At 65.7% G+C, this 15,785-nt stretch carries 22 protein-coding genes and 1 pseudogene; 12 read left to right on the top strand and 11 right to left on the bottom strand.

Annotated features, from left to right (window positions below):
* Positions 1 to 17 precede the first annotated feature (17 nt).
* On the top strand, positions 18 to 593 hold the full coding sequence (locus ACWEKS_RS24505; protein WP_452342222.1) for a TetR/AcrR family transcriptional regulator: 576 nt from the start codon (positions 18 to 20) through the stop codon (positions 591 to 593).
* Positions 594 to 850: 257 nt separating this feature from the next.
* Here the strand turns inward: ACWEKS_RS24505 and ACWEKS_RS24500 are convergent, their stop codons facing one another.
* Positions 851 to 1,138 (bottom strand): hypothetical protein, encoded by a 288-nt coding sequence (locus ACWEKS_RS24500; RefSeq protein WP_452342349.1) that lies wholly within the window; start codon positions 1,136 to 1,138, stop codon positions 851 to 853.
* Here ACWEKS_RS24500 and ACWEKS_RS24495 point away from each other — a divergent pair.
* The 3 genes from ACWEKS_RS24495 (at position 1,070) to ACWEKS_RS24485 (ending at position 3,232) form a co-directional block, all read left to right on the top strand.
* A complete protein-coding gene (locus ACWEKS_RS24495; RefSeq protein WP_452342343.1) occupies positions 1,070 to 2,416 on the top strand; it encodes a CYTH and CHAD domain-containing protein in 1,347 nt (448 codons plus the stop codon). The genes ACWEKS_RS24500 and ACWEKS_RS24495 overlap by 69 nt on opposite strands.
* A 103-nt stretch (positions 2,417 to 2,519) precedes the next feature.
* Positions 2,520 to 2,654 carry a hypothetical protein gene (locus tag ACWEKS_RS24490; RefSeq protein ID WP_452342221.1) on the top strand — a complete coding sequence of 45 codons (135 nt, stop codon included), beginning with the start codon at positions 2,520 to 2,522 and terminating at the stop codon, positions 2,652 to 2,654.
* Positions 2,655 to 2,680: 26 nt separating this feature from the next.
* A complete protein-coding gene (locus tag ACWEKS_RS24485; RefSeq protein ID WP_452342220.1) occupies positions 2,681 to 3,232 on the top strand; it encodes a hemerythrin domain-containing protein in 552 nt (183 codons plus the stop codon).
* Between the two features lie 63 nt (positions 3,233 to 3,295).
* On the opposite strand, the gene ACWEKS_RS24480 is transcribed toward ACWEKS_RS24485, so the two are convergent.
* Positions 3,296 to 3,715 carry an STAS domain-containing protein gene (locus ACWEKS_RS24480; RefSeq protein WP_452342219.1) on the bottom strand — a complete coding sequence of 140 codons (420 nt, stop codon included), beginning with the start codon at positions 3,713 to 3,715 and terminating at the stop codon, positions 3,296 to 3,298.
* Between the two features lie 558 nt (positions 3,716 to 4,273).
* Entirely contained in the window at positions 4,274 to 4,711 is a 438-nt protein-coding gene (locus ACWEKS_RS24475) for an SPW repeat protein (protein WP_452342218.1), read from the bottom strand.
* A 129-nt stretch (positions 4,712 to 4,840) separates the two neighbouring features.
* On the opposite strand from ACWEKS_RS24475, the gene ACWEKS_RS24470 reads away from it, so the two are divergent.
* On the top strand, positions 4,841 to 5,299 hold the full coding sequence (locus ACWEKS_RS24470; protein ID WP_452342217.1) for a MarR family winged helix-turn-helix transcriptional regulator: 459 nt from the start codon (positions 4,841 to 4,843) through the stop codon (positions 5,297 to 5,299).
* A 44-nt stretch (positions 5,300 to 5,343) separates the two neighbouring features.
* Here the strand turns inward: ACWEKS_RS24470 and ACWEKS_RS24465 are convergent, their stop codons facing one another.
* The 3 genes from ACWEKS_RS24465 to ACWEKS_RS24455 are packed head-to-tail and all read right to left on the bottom strand — an operon-like array spanning position 5,344 to position 7,242.
* A complete protein-coding gene (locus tag ACWEKS_RS24465) occupies positions 5,344 to 5,487 on the bottom strand; it encodes a CDGSH iron-sulfur domain-containing protein (RefSeq protein WP_452342342.1) in 144 nt (47 codons plus the stop codon).
* Positions 5,488 to 5,521: 34 nt separating this feature from the next.
* Positions 5,522 to 6,175, bottom strand: coding sequence for a HemK2/MTQ2 family protein methyltransferase (locus tag ACWEKS_RS24460; protein ID WP_452342341.1), 654 nt, complete (start codon positions 6,173 to 6,175; stop codon positions 5,522 to 5,524).
* A 23-nt stretch (positions 6,176 to 6,198) separates the two neighbouring features.
* The gene (locus tag ACWEKS_RS24455) at positions 6,199 to 7,242 is read right to left on the bottom strand and encodes an iron-containing redox enzyme family protein (RefSeq protein ID WP_452342340.1); all 1,044 of its coding nucleotides are present in this window, start codon (positions 7,240 to 7,242) and stop codon (positions 6,199 to 6,201) included.
* A gap of 212 nt (positions 7,243 to 7,454) precedes the next feature.
* Between ACWEKS_RS24455 and ACWEKS_RS24450 the strand changes: the two genes are divergently transcribed.
* Entirely contained in the window at positions 7,455 to 8,444 is a 990-nt protein-coding gene (locus ACWEKS_RS24450; protein WP_452342339.1) for a lysophospholipid acyltransferase family protein, read from the top strand.
* A gap of 88 nt (positions 8,445 to 8,532) precedes the next feature.
* Here ACWEKS_RS24450 and ACWEKS_RS24445 read toward each other — a convergent pair whose 3' ends face one another.
* Together ACWEKS_RS24445 and ACWEKS_RS24440 are read right to left on the bottom strand one after the other, a co-directional pair.
* Entirely contained in the window at positions 8,533 to 9,099 is a 567-nt protein-coding gene (locus ACWEKS_RS24445) for a type 1 glutamine amidotransferase domain-containing protein (RefSeq protein ID WP_452342216.1), read from the bottom strand.
* Positions 9,100 to 9,427: 328 nt separating this feature from the next.
* A complete protein-coding gene (locus tag ACWEKS_RS24440) occupies positions 9,428 to 9,601 on the bottom strand; it encodes a CsbD family protein (protein WP_452342215.1) in 174 nt (57 codons plus the stop codon).
* Positions 9,602 to 9,897: 296 nt separating this feature from the next.
* Between ACWEKS_RS24440 and ACWEKS_RS24435 the strand changes: the two are divergent.
* Positions 9,898 to 10,098 (top strand): annotated as a pseudogene (locus ACWEKS_RS24435) (GvpL/GvpF family gas vesicle protein); the annotation flags it as partial.
* Positions 10,099 to 10,112: 14 nt separating this feature from the next.
* Here ACWEKS_RS24435 and ACWEKS_RS24430 read toward each other — a convergent pair.
* The gene (locus ACWEKS_RS24430) at positions 10,113 to 10,481 is read right to left on the bottom strand and encodes a hypothetical protein (protein WP_452342348.1); all 369 of its coding nucleotides are present in this window, start codon (positions 10,479 to 10,481) and stop codon (positions 10,113 to 10,115) included.
* 170 nt (positions 10,482 to 10,651) lie between these two features.
* On the opposite strand from ACWEKS_RS24430, the gene ACWEKS_RS24425 reads away from it, so the two are divergent.
* From ACWEKS_RS24425 to ACWEKS_RS24415, 3 genes are all read left to right on the top strand, one after another.
* Complete coding sequence (locus ACWEKS_RS24425; protein ID WP_452342214.1) at positions 10,652 to 10,873, top strand: ANTAR domain-containing protein; 222 nt, start codon at positions 10,652 to 10,654, stop codon at positions 10,871 to 10,873.
* 857 nt (positions 10,874 to 11,730) lie between these two features.
* Entirely contained in the window at positions 11,731 to 12,210 is a 480-nt protein-coding gene (locus tag ACWEKS_RS24420) for a nitroreductase family deazaflavin-dependent oxidoreductase (protein ID WP_452342213.1), read from the top strand.
* Between the two features lie 311 nt (positions 12,211 to 12,521).
* The gene (locus ACWEKS_RS24415; RefSeq protein WP_452342212.1) at positions 12,522 to 13,016 is read left to right on the top strand and encodes a hypothetical protein; all 495 of its coding nucleotides are present in this window, start codon (positions 12,522 to 12,524) and stop codon (positions 13,014 to 13,016) included.
* A 283-nt stretch (positions 13,017 to 13,299) separates the two neighbouring features.
* Here ACWEKS_RS24415 and ACWEKS_RS24410 read toward each other — a convergent pair whose 3' ends face one another.
* Positions 13,300 to 13,713: a winged helix-turn-helix transcriptional regulator gene (locus tag ACWEKS_RS24410; RefSeq protein WP_452342211.1), complete on the bottom strand. Its 414-nt coding sequence runs from the start codon at positions 13,711 to 13,713 to the stop codon at positions 13,300 to 13,302.
* Positions 13,714 to 13,782: 69 nt separating this feature from the next.
* Between ACWEKS_RS24410 and ACWEKS_RS24405 the strand changes: the two genes are divergently transcribed.
* Positions 13,783 to 14,424 carry a nitroreductase family protein gene (locus tag ACWEKS_RS24405; RefSeq protein WP_452342210.1) on the top strand — a complete coding sequence of 214 codons (642 nt, stop codon included), beginning with the start codon at positions 13,783 to 13,785 and terminating at the stop codon, positions 14,422 to 14,424.
* A 432-nt stretch (positions 14,425 to 14,856) separates the two neighbouring features.
* Here the strand turns inward: ACWEKS_RS24405 and ACWEKS_RS24400 are convergent, their stop codons facing one another.
* Positions 14,857 to 15,066: a hypothetical protein gene (locus ACWEKS_RS24400; protein ID WP_452342209.1), complete on the bottom strand. Its 210-nt coding sequence runs from the start codon at positions 15,064 to 15,066 to the stop codon at positions 14,857 to 14,859.
* On the opposite strand from ACWEKS_RS24400, the gene ACWEKS_RS24395 reads away from it, so the two are divergent.
* Positions 15,061 to 15,450, top strand: coding sequence for a hypothetical protein (locus ACWEKS_RS24395; protein WP_452342208.1), 390 nt, complete (start codon positions 15,061 to 15,063; stop codon positions 15,448 to 15,450). The genes ACWEKS_RS24400 and ACWEKS_RS24395 overlap by 6 nt on opposite strands.
* Positions 15,451 to 15,785: the final 335 nt, after the last annotated feature.

Here is a 15,785-nt window from a genome sequence, read left to right as displayed (position 1 = left end):
TTGTTCCATACGAGTGTATGGTTGTCGATGTGCGCAAATACGGATCGACCAGCTCGGAGCAGCTCGCCGACGCGGTGTTCGCCATCGCGGGATCGAGGGGGCTCGACGCCGCGAGCATCCGTGAGATCGCCGCCGCGGCAGAGGTTTCCATCGGCGCCGTTCAGCACCACTTCACCACCAAGGACGAGCTCTACGCCTTCGCCTTCGAGCAGCTCACCGCCCGGGTGCGCGCCCGCATGAGCGCCATCGACCCACAGGCCTCCCTCAGCGATCGATTGATCACCGCACTCTCCCAACTGCTTCCACTCGACGACGAACGCGAGCACGAGGCCCGGGTGATGGTCTCCTTCGCGGCGCGCGCGGCCACCAACGAGACCCTCGCCGACATCCAACACCGCGTACTGGCCGAGATTCGCCGGGAACTCGAGACCGAGCTGGCCGCCGCGAACATCCCCGACCCCGCGACGCGATCCGCGATACTCCTCGCCACGGTCGACGGCCTCGCTCTCGATGCGGTCAGCAGCCGCGGGCTCTACCCGCGCGGCGAACTGGCCGCCGCGCTGTCGCTGCACGTACGGTCGCTCATCTCATAGAGGGACGCACAGATCGAACGCCACGCGGAGAGACATTGCACAGGCTGGGGACATTGGACGATTCGGTGCGCTGATCGAACCGCCGACGTGAGGGCATGCGCCTCATGCCCGACATCGGCGCCGGAGGGCTTCTCGGGCCCTTCGAGCACAGCAGCGAAACCAGGTAGTGGCCATGATTGTTCTCGGAATCATCCTTCTCATCGTCGGGTTCATATTCGGCATTCCGATCCTCTGGACCATCGGGATCATGGTGGTCGTCATCGGGCTCGTATTACTGCGGTTGGGGTCGATGGGCCGCGCTGTCGGCGGCCGTCGCCATTGCTGACCCCTGAATCGCTCGCTTTTGCCCCTGTTTGACGTGTGGTTTGCAGGGAATACGCCATCGCATGAAGGACGTACTCGAACGTGAGAGCAAATGGGCGGTCGACCGGGACTTCACTCTTCCAAGGCTCGACGACCTCGTCGCGAACAGCCGCATCGAGGAGATCCCGGTCGAGCTGACCAGTACCTATTTCGACACCGCCGAGCGAGACCTGCTCGCCCACGACCTGACGTTGCGTCGCCGTGAGGGAGACGACGAATCCGGCTGGCAGCTGAAGGTCCCCCAATCTTCCGGTCGCGTCGAAGTAACCACCCAACTGTCGGACGAGCTGCCGCACGAACTCGCCGAGGTCGTCAATGGCGCAGCACTGGGTAGGCCTTTGAACGAGGTCGCCAGGGTTCACACCTTGCGCCGCCGTCACCGCATCGTCGGTTCGGACGGCGAACTGATCGTCGAGATCGATGACGACACTGTGGACTCGACCACAGCCGACCGGCCTGCTGAACTGATTGCCTGGCGTGAGATCGAGGTCGAACTCGGCCCTCACACCGACAAAGTCCCGGCGGTATTGCGGGACCGGCTCGCCGAGGCAGGCGCCCGCGAGTCGAGCTACCGCTCCAAGCTGTCTCATGTACTGGCGGAGCGATCCGGACCGGCCGTCACCGGTTCGCGGGCGGAACGTGCCGTCCACGAATACATGACCACACAGATCGACCTGATCTTCGTCGGTGACGTCGGGCTACGCCGAGGCGAGGAACCAATCCACGACACCCGTGTCGCGACGCGGCGACTGCGCAGCACGCTACGCGTGTTCGGCAAGCTGCTGGACCGCTCCGCCATCGGCGAGATCGACAACGAGCTGAAATGGTACGCAGCGCTGCTCGGCGACATACGCGATTGCCACGTCCAACGCCGACGCCTCGCCGATGAACTCAACGCCCTACCGCCCGAACTCATCTTGGGTCCTGTCGCTGCCCGGATCGACGCGACGCTGCTGGCTCGGCAGTTGCCGAGCCGCAATGCTCTCGCTGAGGCAATGAACTCGCCCCGCTACCTGCGACTGCTCGCGACCCTGCAGACGTGGAAATCACAGCCGCCGTTCGCGAGACGGATCCGGCGGCGCCAACTCGTGAAGCGGGCCCGCCGGGCCGCGGACAAGGCCGACCGCCGATTGGTAACCGCATTGCACAACCAGCGACACGAATCGCTGCACCGCGCGCGTAAAGCCGCCAAGCGCGCACGGTATGCCGCCGAATTGCACAAACCCGTTCGAAAGCCGGCGCGGGCAAAGTCGAATATCAAGCACTACAAGAAGATTCAGCGCCTGCTCGGCGACTACAACGACAGCGTCGTCTCGACCGAGTTCCTGTGGCGAACCGCCACAGCAGCGGGCACGGCAGGCGGCGAGAACGGCTTCACCTACGGCCTGCTCTACGCGAAAGAGATGCGAGCCGCTGAGCGCGCGGTCCAGAATGTCGCGGCAGCTGCCACGGGCGAATAGAGACAGGTCCCGGGAAAAGCGAGCTCTGATCGCTTATTTTCCCAGCTCGGGGGTAGTCGAGTCGCATAAGGATTACCGCGGGGAGAGTGCGAGGAGTCGAAAGATGAGCACCACCATCGTGATCGTGATCATCGTCGTCGCGGTTGTGGTCATCGCGCTTGTGGCCTGGGTGTTGATGCGCCAACGGCGCGAACACCAGCGGGCCGAAGCCAAGGCGACATCGGCTCGAATCAAGTGATTGTAGGCAAGAGGGAAGGAACAGCCATGGCCGAGCAAGATGTGGTCGATCTGCTGACCGCACAACACGAACAGATCTCGACCCTGCTCGAGCAACTCCGTTCGGATCCGGAGGACCGGCAGGAACTGTTCACCGAGCTGGTCCGGTTGCTCGCGGTACACGAGAGCGCCGAGGAAGAAGTGGTGCATCCCGTCGCGAAGCGAGCCATGTTCGGCGTCGAGGAGATGGTCGACGCCCGCGTGGAGGAGGAGAATCACGCCAAACGGGCGCTCGCGGAGCTCTACGATCTGGGAGTCGATCACCCGGACTTCATGTCCAAACTCGCCGATTTCGGCGACGCGGTGACGCAGCACGCGGCGCACGAGGAGGCGGAGGAGTTCGTCCTGCTGCGTCGCCAGTACTCGGTGAACGAGCTCGAACATCTGGCGGGTTCGGTGCGCGCTGCTGAAGCGGTGGCACCCACCCGGCCGCATCCGCACGCCGGATCCTCCCCCGCGGCCAACCTGATCAGCGGACCACCGCTGGCAGTATTCGACCGGATGCGAGACGCGGTGCGCGACTGGCGATCACAGAATTAGCGGGCGCAAAAGCTGACCTACTGCCTCAATCTGGGCAGCCGATTACCGGCTTGGGTGATCCGATCAGGGCAGCGTGCGCGCAGCTGTCAGGGCTCGTGGCCCCGGTGTGCAGGCGGCGGCGATCGTGTGGGTGATTGCCAGGTCGGTGGCCTGGCCGCAGACCTCGAACAGCCGGTCCACACACCGGGGTCCGGTGACCACCCGCAGGCGTATGTGGTGGCGGCGAGCAGCGTCGTCGGCATCGAGGACGGCCAGCAGCCCGGAGATGCTGAGGAAGGTGATCCGTGACAGGTCCACCACCACGAGGCGGCCGCTGGTATCGATGGCCTCGGTGAGGTGTTCACGGAATGCTTGGACGGTGCAGTAGTCGATCTCGCCGGTGGCGGTCAGGACCGTCGTCGACGGCGACGGCCTGCTGTGGCTGATGCCCAGCTGTGTGGGCGGGCCACAACGCTGGGCTGGTGTGGATCCGGTTGCGACCATGAACGAACTCGACATCAGGATCAGATCCCTTGTCCAGGTGTGTGTGACGACCCGAGAAAATGGAGGTTCTGCCACACTGTTTGTCGCCTACACCGCGACTGTGGCACAGACTGCGCTGGTAGTTGTCAACCGTCTACACAGAATACCCGCTACGCCAGCGAGACAAACCCGTTACCTTCCGCACGGGCACGGATCTGATTGCGATCCGCGGTGATCCGGTTCAGACCGTCAACGGTGTCATTCGCCCGGCGCCCTCGGCTGCTCGTCGTGCGCGCGATCAGCGCCGGCCGTGGACGTGTCCGACAGCCGTGCCGCGGTCGGCTCCCAGCAACGCGGGGACATCACGAACCCGTGCAGGAGCAGAAGGGGCTCACCGGACCCGGTGTGCAGGGCTTTCAGCGACGGTAGGGTCGTGGGCCGACTGGTGGCCGACATCATTGTCATCGCCTCTTTCCGGACTTCGTTGTCCGCGAAGAGACCCCGCCCGCCTGCCCGCGACGCATCGATCAGAGCGATGCCGGTGACAGTCCGGCTCGCACTAGGGAGAGCGGTTCGCGCTCAACGGGTCTGGCGCATGCCGAGCGCCATCGAGCCGAGCCCCAGCACCAGGGCGACCACACCGGCCACCACGTTGCTCCAGATCGTCGAGGTACGGGCGACATCGCCGCTGACGACCCAGGGGGTGATGATCATCCATAGGCCGATCAGCGGAGCGGTCCAGCCGATGCCGTGGATCCGCCCGTACATCGAGGCGAACCCCAGCGCCAGCACCGCCAGGCCGATCCCGACGATCAGGTTGTTCACGGTCAAGGTCGGGAACCGGGTGAATCCGACAACCCACGCGGAGATCGCGATGTAGAGCCCGGTCAGGAACATCAGGCCGGTGACCGCCTGGGCGGCCGGTTCCATCGCGGCGAGTTCGTACTTCTCATGCTTGGCCCGCAGCTCCACGATGTCGGGATGCAGGCTCATGCTGCCCATGGCCTCAGTAGCCATATCTTCCACCACCCTTCGGACGCCGAATGAAGGCACTTCGAACCGGACGGCTGAGATCGGCCACGACGGGACGCGGAACCGGTCCGAATCACCGCCGGTTTATATGTCACTCCGTGATATTATCACTTCATGACACATGGGTCGATGTCGTCGCCCGAACCCCTCACCGACCAGGAGTACTCGAGACTGCTGGCTTTCCGCGCCGGACTGCGCCGGTTCCTACGGTGGAGTGAGCGGCGGGCGGCTGACGTCGGACTTACCAGCGCTCAACACCAACTGCTGCTGGCAATCCGGGGCCATCTCGGCCCGAGCGGGCCCAGCGTCGGCGAAATCGCGGATTATTTGAGCACCCGCCACCACAGCGTCGTGCAGCTGATCGATCGCACCGAGCAACTCGGGCTCGTCGCCCGCAACCGGGAAGAGGGCAAGGACCGCCGCGTCGTCCGCCTCACCCTGACCGAGGCCGGCCAGCAAACCCTCGCCCTGCTCAGCGCCACACACCTGGAAGAACTTCGGCGACTCACCCCCCTCGTCGACACACTGACCGACCTCTCCCGTGGGGCCCAGTCGGCCGAAGAGCCACGGTAGGCGAAGTCCGCGAGCGTGGTGTCCACTCGTCGACGGTGATGCGGTCAGTGGCGGCGTTTGCGGTGGCTGGTGTCGCACAGCGGGTAGATGGCCGAGCGGCGACACAGGCACAGTGCCACCACGCACCGGTCGCAAACGATCCTGCGGCCATCAGCGGTCACCAGTTGGACCGGTCCCTCGACCAGCATGGGCCCGTCGACGGTGTAAGTGATTGTCCGTCGGTCATTTTCGGGTTCGATCGGCACGGATCACCACCAGGTCCTCGTGACTCTGGCCGGGGCGCAACAGTCCTCGACCAACCAACCATCCGGCGCGCCGGCGCAGCACAGGGCCGAACGGGACACTCGCCCTGGAGACTGTCGCGGCTTTCAACCCGGCATCCCTCAGGCGGTTCAAGGTGCTGTCGACTCCGCACAGCGCGGAATGGACCATCAGCAACATTCCAGTCGTGGAAAGCAATTCGGGTGCGAGCCGGCACAGGGAGTCGATCGCCGCCCTGCCGTCTGCCCCCGCGTCCCAGGATCTCGCCGCACCCCGTGGACGCCCGCTGCCCAGGCACGGCACGTACGGCGGATTGGAAACCACCACGTCGAAGCGCCGGCCACACAACACCGAGCCGAAGTCGCCGTGGATCAACTCGACCTCGAGGCCCCGCAGCCGGCTGTTCATCCACGCGGACGCCAGCGCGGAACGCGAGATGTCCACGGCAGTGACCGACGCGGCCCGAATCCTGGCCGCTTCGATCGCCAGTATCCCGGTTCCGGTACCGACATCGAGGATACGACCGTGCGGCGGAATGCCCGCATCGGTCATCGCGGCGATGAGCAAGTGTGTATCGGCCTGGGGCCTGTACACGCCTGGTGCACGAATCAACATCACCTACCGTGAATAGCCAAAAATTAGCTCGACACACGCAAATGAGCCATCGAATTCTGATCCTTTGCGCCGGGCGTTTCCGGGCCGAGCAATGACGTACGGTCGTCACGCCAACAGCGCAGCACGTGATCGGCGAAACGGTCCTCGAGCAGGTTCGTGGCGCGGATACCGAAAACTATCGAGGCACGCATGCCCGGTTCGCGTGCCAGTAGGTCCCCGATCACCTCACGTCGCATGAGCTGCTCGTGCACCGCATCCGCCTCGACATGTTCGCGATAGAACGCGATACACGCCGGGTCTGCTCCAAGCCTCTCCAATGACTCGACCAAACGACGCGACGCCGGCGACGACGTGATCTCCACCGCCGCGAAGTGACCGACACCCGCGCCCCGCAGGCCACGATGCAGACAGAACAGCGACATCATGTTCACGATCGCGAGCATCGGCGCCGGCACCACATCCAGGTAGGCCAGATACGACGGGTCCAGGCCCGCCCCCTCCAGCAGATTGGCATACAGCCGCTGATGAATCCTGTCACCGTGGCCACCACCGAATTCGTCGAACTCGACGGCCACCAGCGACGCCTTGGCCCGACCGCGCAACCGCGGAATCAACCACGCGTACGGATCGGCCTCCTGATGGTGCAGGATCGACCGGTGCACGAAATACTCGCGCACCTGCCACGGCTTGCCCTGATACCGCAGAAACGCCGCGACACCGGACTCTTCGTCGGGAACGATCAACAGTTCCTCGAGTTCGGTCTCCACATCAACGCCATCGGCGACATCGGCGCGCAGCGCCTCGAGGAAATGGCGTTCCAGCTCCATACGCACGCTCAACAGGCCCGGATCCCATTCCCAGCCCGCGTCCACACCGTCGAAACCCTCGTAATGCAGGCCATAGCACGTGTGCAGCGCCAGATGCAGATCGCGGCCATAGGGATCAGCCGGCGCGGACGCCGGCGGGAACACTGAGCCGGCCGGCTTTCCGAGCGCCTCGACCACGCCCGCCGACAGTTCACCGCACGGGTGCGGAAGCATCCTTCTTCCAGCGGCCCCGGCCCGCATGATCAACTCCTCCGAACGAGGACAGCGAGCACGACGGCGAGCAGCAGAACCAGAAGCAGTACGGCCATCTCCATCCACCTCCTGCCTGCCGCTTACCCGCCTGCGTGAATACGTAACAGGCACGCCTTCCATCCGGGCTCGCGTGCCGGCATCGGGCGTCTCGCGACCGGTCCGCTGCCCTCACCCACGCCGACGGGCGAGACCGGACCGGGATAGGATCGAACCGCTCGCCCCGTTTCTGTGCTCCACACTCCACGATTGCAGTTCCGAAGAACGAATCGAATGGTGGTTCAGCTCATGCGTGTCGGGAATCTCGCCGTCGCCGCGGTCGCCGCGTGACCCTCGGCGACCTGGTGCGAGGCAATCTCACTGCGGGCGTCCGCGGCTCGGTCGATTTCGCGCGTCGCCGCCTCACCGGGGACTACCGGCTCGACGAGTTCGGCCTCGACGAGCACCTGCTGGAGTCACTGATCCTGCCGGTGCTGCGGCCGCTGTCGCAGCTATGGTTCCGGGTGCAGGTCGCCGGGATCGAGAACCTCCCCGAGTCCGGGGGCGCGTTGATCGTGGCCAACCATGCCGGCGTGCTGCCGCTGGATGCGCTGATGCTGCAGGTGGCCGTCCACGATCGCCATCCCAGACAGCGCGCGCTTCGCCTGCTGGCCGCCGACCTCGTCTTCGAGCTGCCGATCCTGGGCGAGCTGGCCCGCAAGGCCGGGCACACGCTGGCCTGCCCTACCGACGCCGAGGCGCTGTTGCGCACCGGCGAGTTGGCGGGCGTGTTCCCCGAGGGCTTCAAGGGCGTCGGCAAGCCCTACAGCGAGCGGTACAAGCTGCAGCGGTTCGGGCGCGGCGGCTTCGCCTCGGCGGCCCTCAAGACCGGTGTGCCGCTCATCCCGTGCTCGATCGTCGGCTCGGAGGAGATCTATCCGAAACTGGCCGACCTCACGCCGCTGGCCCGGCTGCTCGGGCTGCCGTACTTCCCGGTCACGCCGCTGTTCCCACACCTGGGTGTGCTGGGCGCCATCCCGCTGCCGTCGAAGTGGCACATCGAGTTCGGTGACCCCATCTACACCGGCACGTACGGCCCCGAGGCCGCTGACGACCCGATCACCATGTTCGAGATCACCGATCAGGTCCGCGAAACGATCCAGCAGACGCTGTACAAGCGGCTGATCGAGCGTCGAAACCCGTTCACGGGCTAGCCCGTTCACCGGCTGGCGAGATGATCAGTACCAGCCCCGAGCCCGCACTGATCCAGGCCGGGCAGCGCACACGTCAACAAATGCTGCGTCACGACGTCCGGACGCTCAACTCCGCGGCGATGGCATCGACGAAATCGGGAAGATCGTCAGGATTGCGTGAGGTGATGAGCGTCCAGCCGTCGCCATCGCTCCGGACGACCGGCTCGTCGACCCAGGCCGCGCCGGCATTGATCAGATCGGTGCGCAACGACGGATACGACGTCACCGTCCTATCCGCCACCACCGCGGCCTCGACCAGCAGCCACGGGCCATGGCAAATCGCGGCTATCGGCCGGCCGGCCGCGACGACGGATCGGACCAGTTCCCTTGCCCCCGAGTCGGTTCGGAGTTTGTCGGCATTGACCGTGCCACCCGGAATGACCAATACGTCGAACGCGCCGGGATCCACATCGGCGAGGGCGGCGTCCGGCCGCAGCGTTTCGGACGGAATGAGATCGTGACGGTAGGTGTGCACATCGATCGCCTCCACCGCGGCGTGGGTCACGTGCGCGCCGCGGGCACGCAGTTGATCCCTGGGTACCGCTATCTCGTCGCGCTCCACCCCCGTATTGGCGGTAATGATCAGGGCGCGGACGCCTTCGAGTTCTGCTGACACCGGAGTTCTCCTCTCGTCTCGTCGTCTCGCCCGACTCCTTCGAGCCGCGCGATTGCCACCTCATACGCGAGCCGTGACAACGATTGCCGGGCAACAGCATCGGTGACTGCGATGTGCCGCCAGACCATCTGGTCTGGATATCCGTCGGGGCTCCGGGCGGGGGCCGGGGATACCGGACCGTGGCGGTCCGTGATCAGGCCGGGACGGCGTGGGTGCCGCGCCGCCAGATCCGGTGCCGGGCAAGCAGTTCCGCGACCGCGACCGCATCTGCCGGACGACGATGTCGGCACGGCGCTGCGGGCATCGTCGGTGCGGCGGCGTCCGCGCATCAATTCTTGAAGGCGTCCTTGACCTTCTCACCCGCGTCCTTCAGGTTGGACTTGACCTGGTCGGCCTTGCCCTGATTCTCGCGCTGCTTGTCGCCGGTCGCCTGGCCGAACTTCTCTTTGGCCTTGCCGGCGAGCTGGTCGGCCTTGTTCTTCGCTTTGTCGGTTGCGCTCATGATCGTTTCCTTCCCATGGGTGCCGTATTTCGAGGGCCACCGACGTGACCCGTTCCTCGCCTACCCGCGTTCCCGCACCCGAAACGTCGCCTCAGTCCGTTTCGCAGTACTGCGCTATCTTTCGCCGCACGGGCGCGCTCAGGCGATCGGGCGCTACGCTGCGGCGCGTGCGGGCGCGCGAGTCGGCTCGACAGGTCAGTGCATAGACCCGTCGAGACGGGATAGGCGAGAAACGAACAACGACAAGGAGTTTGTTTCTCCGGGCAGGCGACGAGAACCCGCCCGAGGAGCCGATCATGACCACGGACGACACACCATCGGAACACACACGGACGCAATCGGATCCGAATACGACAGCCCTGATCTACGGGATCGTCCCCGCGGACGCCCACCTGGAGGTGCAGGGCACCGGCCGGCATCCGGCCCCGATCCGGACCGTGCGGCAAGGCTCGATCGCCGCGCTGGTCAGCGAGGTCCCGGTCGAGCACTCGCTGGACCGGGCCGAAGACCTTCAGGCCTTCTCGAATCTGGACAAGGTGGCCGAACTGTGGTCCGACCCGGTGCACTTGCGTGTCGTCGGCCCGCTGGCGGCCTGGGACGCCGCGATCAATGCGGTGGCGACCTCGTCCAGCGCCACCCGCACATCGGTCACCACATCGATCGTGAAATCGGCTGTGAGCATGAGGGTTTCGGCGAGCGCACGCAGCATGGCCAGCTCTCCGGCGTCGGCCGGGAGCCGCACCGCCACCTCGCCGGACAGCGACACCGGAACCGCACCGTCGGTGAACACGCGCGCCCTCTCGTCGTTCGGCAGATCGACGAACACGGTCGCCGGCCAGTACTCGCCGGCGATCCCAGCATCCTGAGGGGTCCCACTCATCAGTCACCACCCCGTCGAGCAATCCCGATCTGCCATCGTTCGCCCTTGGTCGTTGATCGCGTACCCCGTGCGATGGCCGGGAAACAGCCGGGACTCATCGTCCCGGGACCAGCTCGCGGTCGGTCGGCATCACCGGATCGCCGGGGCGGCCACTCGTACAAGCGCGGGCGGTGATCGAGCAGGCCAAGGGCGTCCTGATGCGCATGTACGGCATCGGCGACGAGCAGGCGTTCAAGATGCTGGTGTGGCGGTCCCAGGAAACCAATACCAACTTCCGCGCCCTGGCCGGGCAGTTACTCCGTGAGCTGCCCACCCTGCCACCGGCCGAGCCCGGCACGGTGTCGGCGTTCGACCGCATCCTGCTCACCCTCCGCGAACGAATTCCCTGCTGACCACATCAGATGGACAAGGGTCCCGCCCCAGCGTCCCGGTAGAGCACGTGGGGCGCGACCCTCGTATCGGCTCAGCCGTCGGGGTCGTGCGCTGTGCCGACATCTAAGCGCATACCAACGGGTCGGCCTTCTCAACCTGTCGGTGCCCGATCGTGGCCGACTGATGACGAGGTCGTTACCGGCTCCCCCATCTCGTCCGCCCACGTCGCTCGAGTGTTCGGAAAACGATCAAAGTGGTTCGGCAGTCCCCGGAATCACCAGGGTGTCCGCCGCATCCAGCCCCACGGCACCCTGGCCTGAACAGTCCCGCGTCGATCTGCGGGCGTTCCGCGCACCGCCGAACCCGATACCCGGCATGGCCGTCCGGCAACCGGATTCGGCTGAACACCTTGACCGGCGGAGACAGGTAGAACGGGTTCACGCGGTCCGGGCGAGGACTCGTCGGTGTGCGTGACCACCTCGGCCTGCGGACGCACCGGACGGGTCAGTTCGACTGCTGTACTGCACACAGAATCAGCTCGGCGACCGCGCCGGGCTGGGACACGGTGACCGCGTGCGAGGCGGCGATCTCGATCGATTCGGCCCCGCGCGCTCGGCCATGAACCGCTGGGCTTCCAGCGGAATGTTCTTGTCGTCGGTGGTGAGCAGCGCGGCCCGCCTTCGCGAAATCGCCGACGTTTCAACCGAGATCCTCCCACCGGCGTGGGCAGGCGGGCCGGATCAGCCGGCGGTCGGGCCAGCGGCCGCGATCACCGCGCTGCTGTCGGATCCACGACCGTCCCTCCGGCCGAACCGGCTTCGTCGAGGCTGCTCGCGGGCACTTGCCTTCACGTGTGGACAGGTGAACCCTCGAGTTCATGGCCAAGCCGTATCGAGCGGGATGGGGTGTCAGGGCATCCAACGCGTGGATGCGGACCGTGATACGCGCCGGGTTGCCGATGTGGACCTTTCGCGTCCTCACTGTGCCCGGACGTCGCACCGGCCGCGCCATCCAGACGCCGCTGGCGGTGTTCGAACAACACGGCCGACGATATCTCGTCGCGTCCTATGGAACGGTGAACTGGGTGCGCAACCTGCGAGCGGCACAAGGAAAGGCGACGCTGCGCCAGGGCAGACACCTCGAGTCCGTGACGGCCGTCGAGTTGCCCACCGATCAAGCGGCCGAGGTGTTGCGCGCATCGCTGGTCACGGGACCGCCACACGTTCCCAAACCCATTGTGGCAGTGTATCGACGGTTCTTCGTGCTGCCTTACCTGGATGTGGATGTGGACTCATCACTGCAGCAATTCCTCGACAACGCCCGCACCCACCCGGTTTTCGAAATCGTGTCGGCGTGAGGAAAGCACCGGACCTCCGCACAGCACCGAGCGCCGGCCGCGGTTCGTTCCAAAGGGTGAGGCCTGGCCCGACCGAGTAGGCCAGGTTCGCAAGCTCGAAACGCCAACCCGTGCAGCTGGAGCGCGGCTCGGGCGCCTCGGACTGGTGGGCGATCTGAGCCATCACCTGCGCACGCGAGCACTGCGGACGCCCTGACAGTGAATTGCCAGCGAGACCCACTAGCGTGGCGCCGCCGGACGTGACACGAAATCCGGTGTGCCCGATGGCAACACGTCCGCAATCCGAGCACGATCATCACCGAAGGAGAGCCATGGCATCACCGGTTCGCATCAACACCGCCCTCGCCGCAGCCGCCTTGGCGGTAGCCGCCGCATCGATCTCCAGCTCGGCGGTCGCGAACGCCGAGACCGTGGTCGCCAACCCGGCCGACTACCTGGTGGGCGACACGGTGTACTTCGCTTACAGCAATCTGGCCAGCTGCGCCATCCGCCCCAACGGCGACGTCGGATGCGACATCACCAACTACGACATGCGCTGGTACGGCCTGCCGATCTCGAACATCTCCATCGACGTCCCGTTCCTCCCGGCGCACCCCGCCCTGGGTCCCCTCGGCCTCCACGGCCGCCCCGGCAGCCCCCAGCTGACCGGCGGCGGCCCGGTCCCCGGCTCCAACTCCCCCTACGGCCCCGACGCCAGCCTCACCTACGGCGGCGCGACCTGCACCGGCAGCGGTTTCCGAGGCGTGGTCTCCTGCACCTCCAAGGGCCACCACTTCAACTTCGGCTTCGTCTCCGATTACAACTGACCGACGCTGCCCCTCGGCGAAACCCGTTCGCCGAGGGGCGGGGCGCGGTCGGACCGGGATCGTCGCCGATCTGTCCGGATCGATCATCGGGTCCGGCTTCCGGGACCCGGATCGCGATCGCGACCACGATCGCCGCGATCACGAAACCCTCTGCACCCCAGTAGAACCCGACGTCGTAGCGGTGGGTTAGAAGTTGCACGGCCTGTCCCCAGCCGCTCGAATCGATTGCTGCGCGGCCCGGTCGACGGCCAGACCGAATGCAGGGCTCGGGAAGTCGGGGCGGTCAGGAACTCGTCGACTGTTGGTCAGCCGAGTCACGGTGTTGCCGCGAACTCGCTCGAGCGGCCTCGATGTCGTTGATGTTGGCCTCGATCCATTCGCGCAGCGCGGTGATCGGGCCTCGCAGGCTGTAACCCAGTGGGGTGAGGGTGTATTCGACCTTCGGCGGAATGGTGGGATGGACGGTGCGGATGACGAAACCGTCGGTCTCCAGTTCGCGCAGGGTCTGGGTGAGCATCTTCTGGGAGATGCCCTCTATGCGGCGCTGCAGATCGGTGTAGCGCATGGTCCCGCCGGCGAGCGCGTCGATGATCAGGACTGTCCATTTGCCGGCGATCCGGTCCAGCACCTGACGAGTGGGACAGCGAGCGGAGAAGACATCGGCCGGCAGGCCCGAGGATTCGATATGCGTGCGCACCCCGGCGATTGTAACGAACCGAAAGGTGCCTTCTTTCAAAAAGTTTGCCACTCTCCGATAGTGAGTTTCATGAAAGCCGATACCTTGTCCGTCCCGGAAGCGATCCACCGGCGCCGCACCGTCCGCCACTACCTCCCCGATCCGATCGACCCGGACGTGCTGACCGAACTGCTGGAGCTCACCACGCAGGCGCCCAGCGCCTGGAACATGCAGGACCGATCGATCGTGGTAGTGACCAGCGAGGCCGGGCGAGCCCGGCTCTCGGAGGCGGCCTTCGGGCAGCCACAGCCCCGCGAGGCCCCGGTGGCGCTGGTCTTCGTGGCCGACAGTGCGGCATGGAAGGCACCGAACACCGACATCGCCGATTCGGCCGGGCGTAGCGGCGCCTGGAATGCGGAGTTCACCGCCCTGTTCGACAGCCGGGCGGAATTCCACGACCTGCACAACCGCGGACTTTTGCGGGAGAACGCGGTGAAGAACGCCATGATCGCCGCCACCTACGCCATGCTCGCGGCCACGGCGCTGGGGCTGGCGTCGGCTCCGATGAACGGCTGGGATCCCGATCTGGTGCAGAAGGCGATCGGTATCGAGGACCGCGATGATCTGGCCATCGCCGTCATCGTGACGATCGGACACTCCGCCACCACCCCACCGCACCCAGGTAGGCGCCCGCTGGAACAGGTCGTGTTCACCGAGCGCTACGCCACCTAGCCTCGTCACTGCCGAGCGTCCACGAATCAGATCCTCGGTCGGCCAGGGGGTAGTAGTGCATTCGCCCCCAGATCCTACTCCAGCATCGAGATACGTTGCTGGACACGGTCGTTCGAGTTTGCTTGAACAGTGGCCGGAGATCCGGCACTAAGGACCTACCACTGATAAGTGCGCAAAATGGCGTACTGATGCGGGATTCGCGCAGCCCGAGCGGTTCCGGCACCATGACCGATTGCGGCCCTCGAGGCCAAGTACCTGACCCGCGAGAATGTCCCGGCCGCGCTCGTCGCCAAGGAGCGCGAGATCGCCGGGGCCATCGCTCGCGAAGAGTCTTCGAGCCGGTCGGCCCTGATCGCCTCAAGCATCGAAAGGCCCTTCGCCCACCGGATTCCGATGAGCGAAGGGCCTTTCTCGTCTTGCGGTGCGGAGGTGCTATCCGATCCCGTTGCAGGTCGCGGACAGGGTGCAGGGGCGCGCACCGCCGAGCAGGACGTTGAGAAGGTCGGCGGGCGCGGCGAGCAGCGGACCGGCGAGGTCCGGCAGTCCGGCCTGGTAGCTGCCTTGGCCGGCGGCGACGGCGCTACCGGTCGGAATGGGACCGGTGGTCGCGCCCCAGATCGGATCCGCGGCGGCGGGGTGCACGATTCCAAGTCGCCCACCCAAACGACTTGGCCTGCAACACTTTCCGTCGCCATGAATGACATATGGGCCAACAACTTCGGGTTCACTGTCAGCGATGATGCTGCCGGACTGCACCTTTCCCATGTCTATATCGCCGGGAGCTACCTCTACATCGAAAATACCGACGACAGCCCCGTGATCGACCTGACCACCATGGCGAAAGTGTCGTCCAAGTGGAGACTGCGCCCCCTTGACACCATCGGCGGGCAGTGGACGCTGGTTTCCAAGGGCCACGTCACCAACGACTACACCGACTGTTTCGGCACCGATACGACATTTCTGTGCTACGAGCGCGGCCAGCTGATACGTGACACCAACGGCGCCTACACCGGGCCATGGTACTGAGACTGCGACACCACCAGAGGGCGATGACCGATCCCGGTGCTTCGAGCTGGATGGACTCCGTGGCCTGTTGTTGCTGCCGGTCGGGCGGCTCCCAACGGATGGGAGCTGTTGGGGCGATGGGGAACACGATTCGCCGACCGTCGAATTCACGGCGGTGGCGCGCGTTTGGCGGTGATTTCGCCTCACTTCTGGTGCACATGGCGGGTATTCGAGTCCGGGGTCGGGGTGTGAGCATGGTGACGAAGCCCGGCAAGCGGGAGAACCCTTTGTCCGGCCGTTCATTTCCCGATTACCCCACGTGTCCGGAGAACGGTGACCGTACCGCCATCACACCC

The organism is Nocardia sp. NPDC004711 (assembly GCF_053601595.1).
This window is presented reverse-complemented; position numbering and strand designations above follow the sequence as displayed.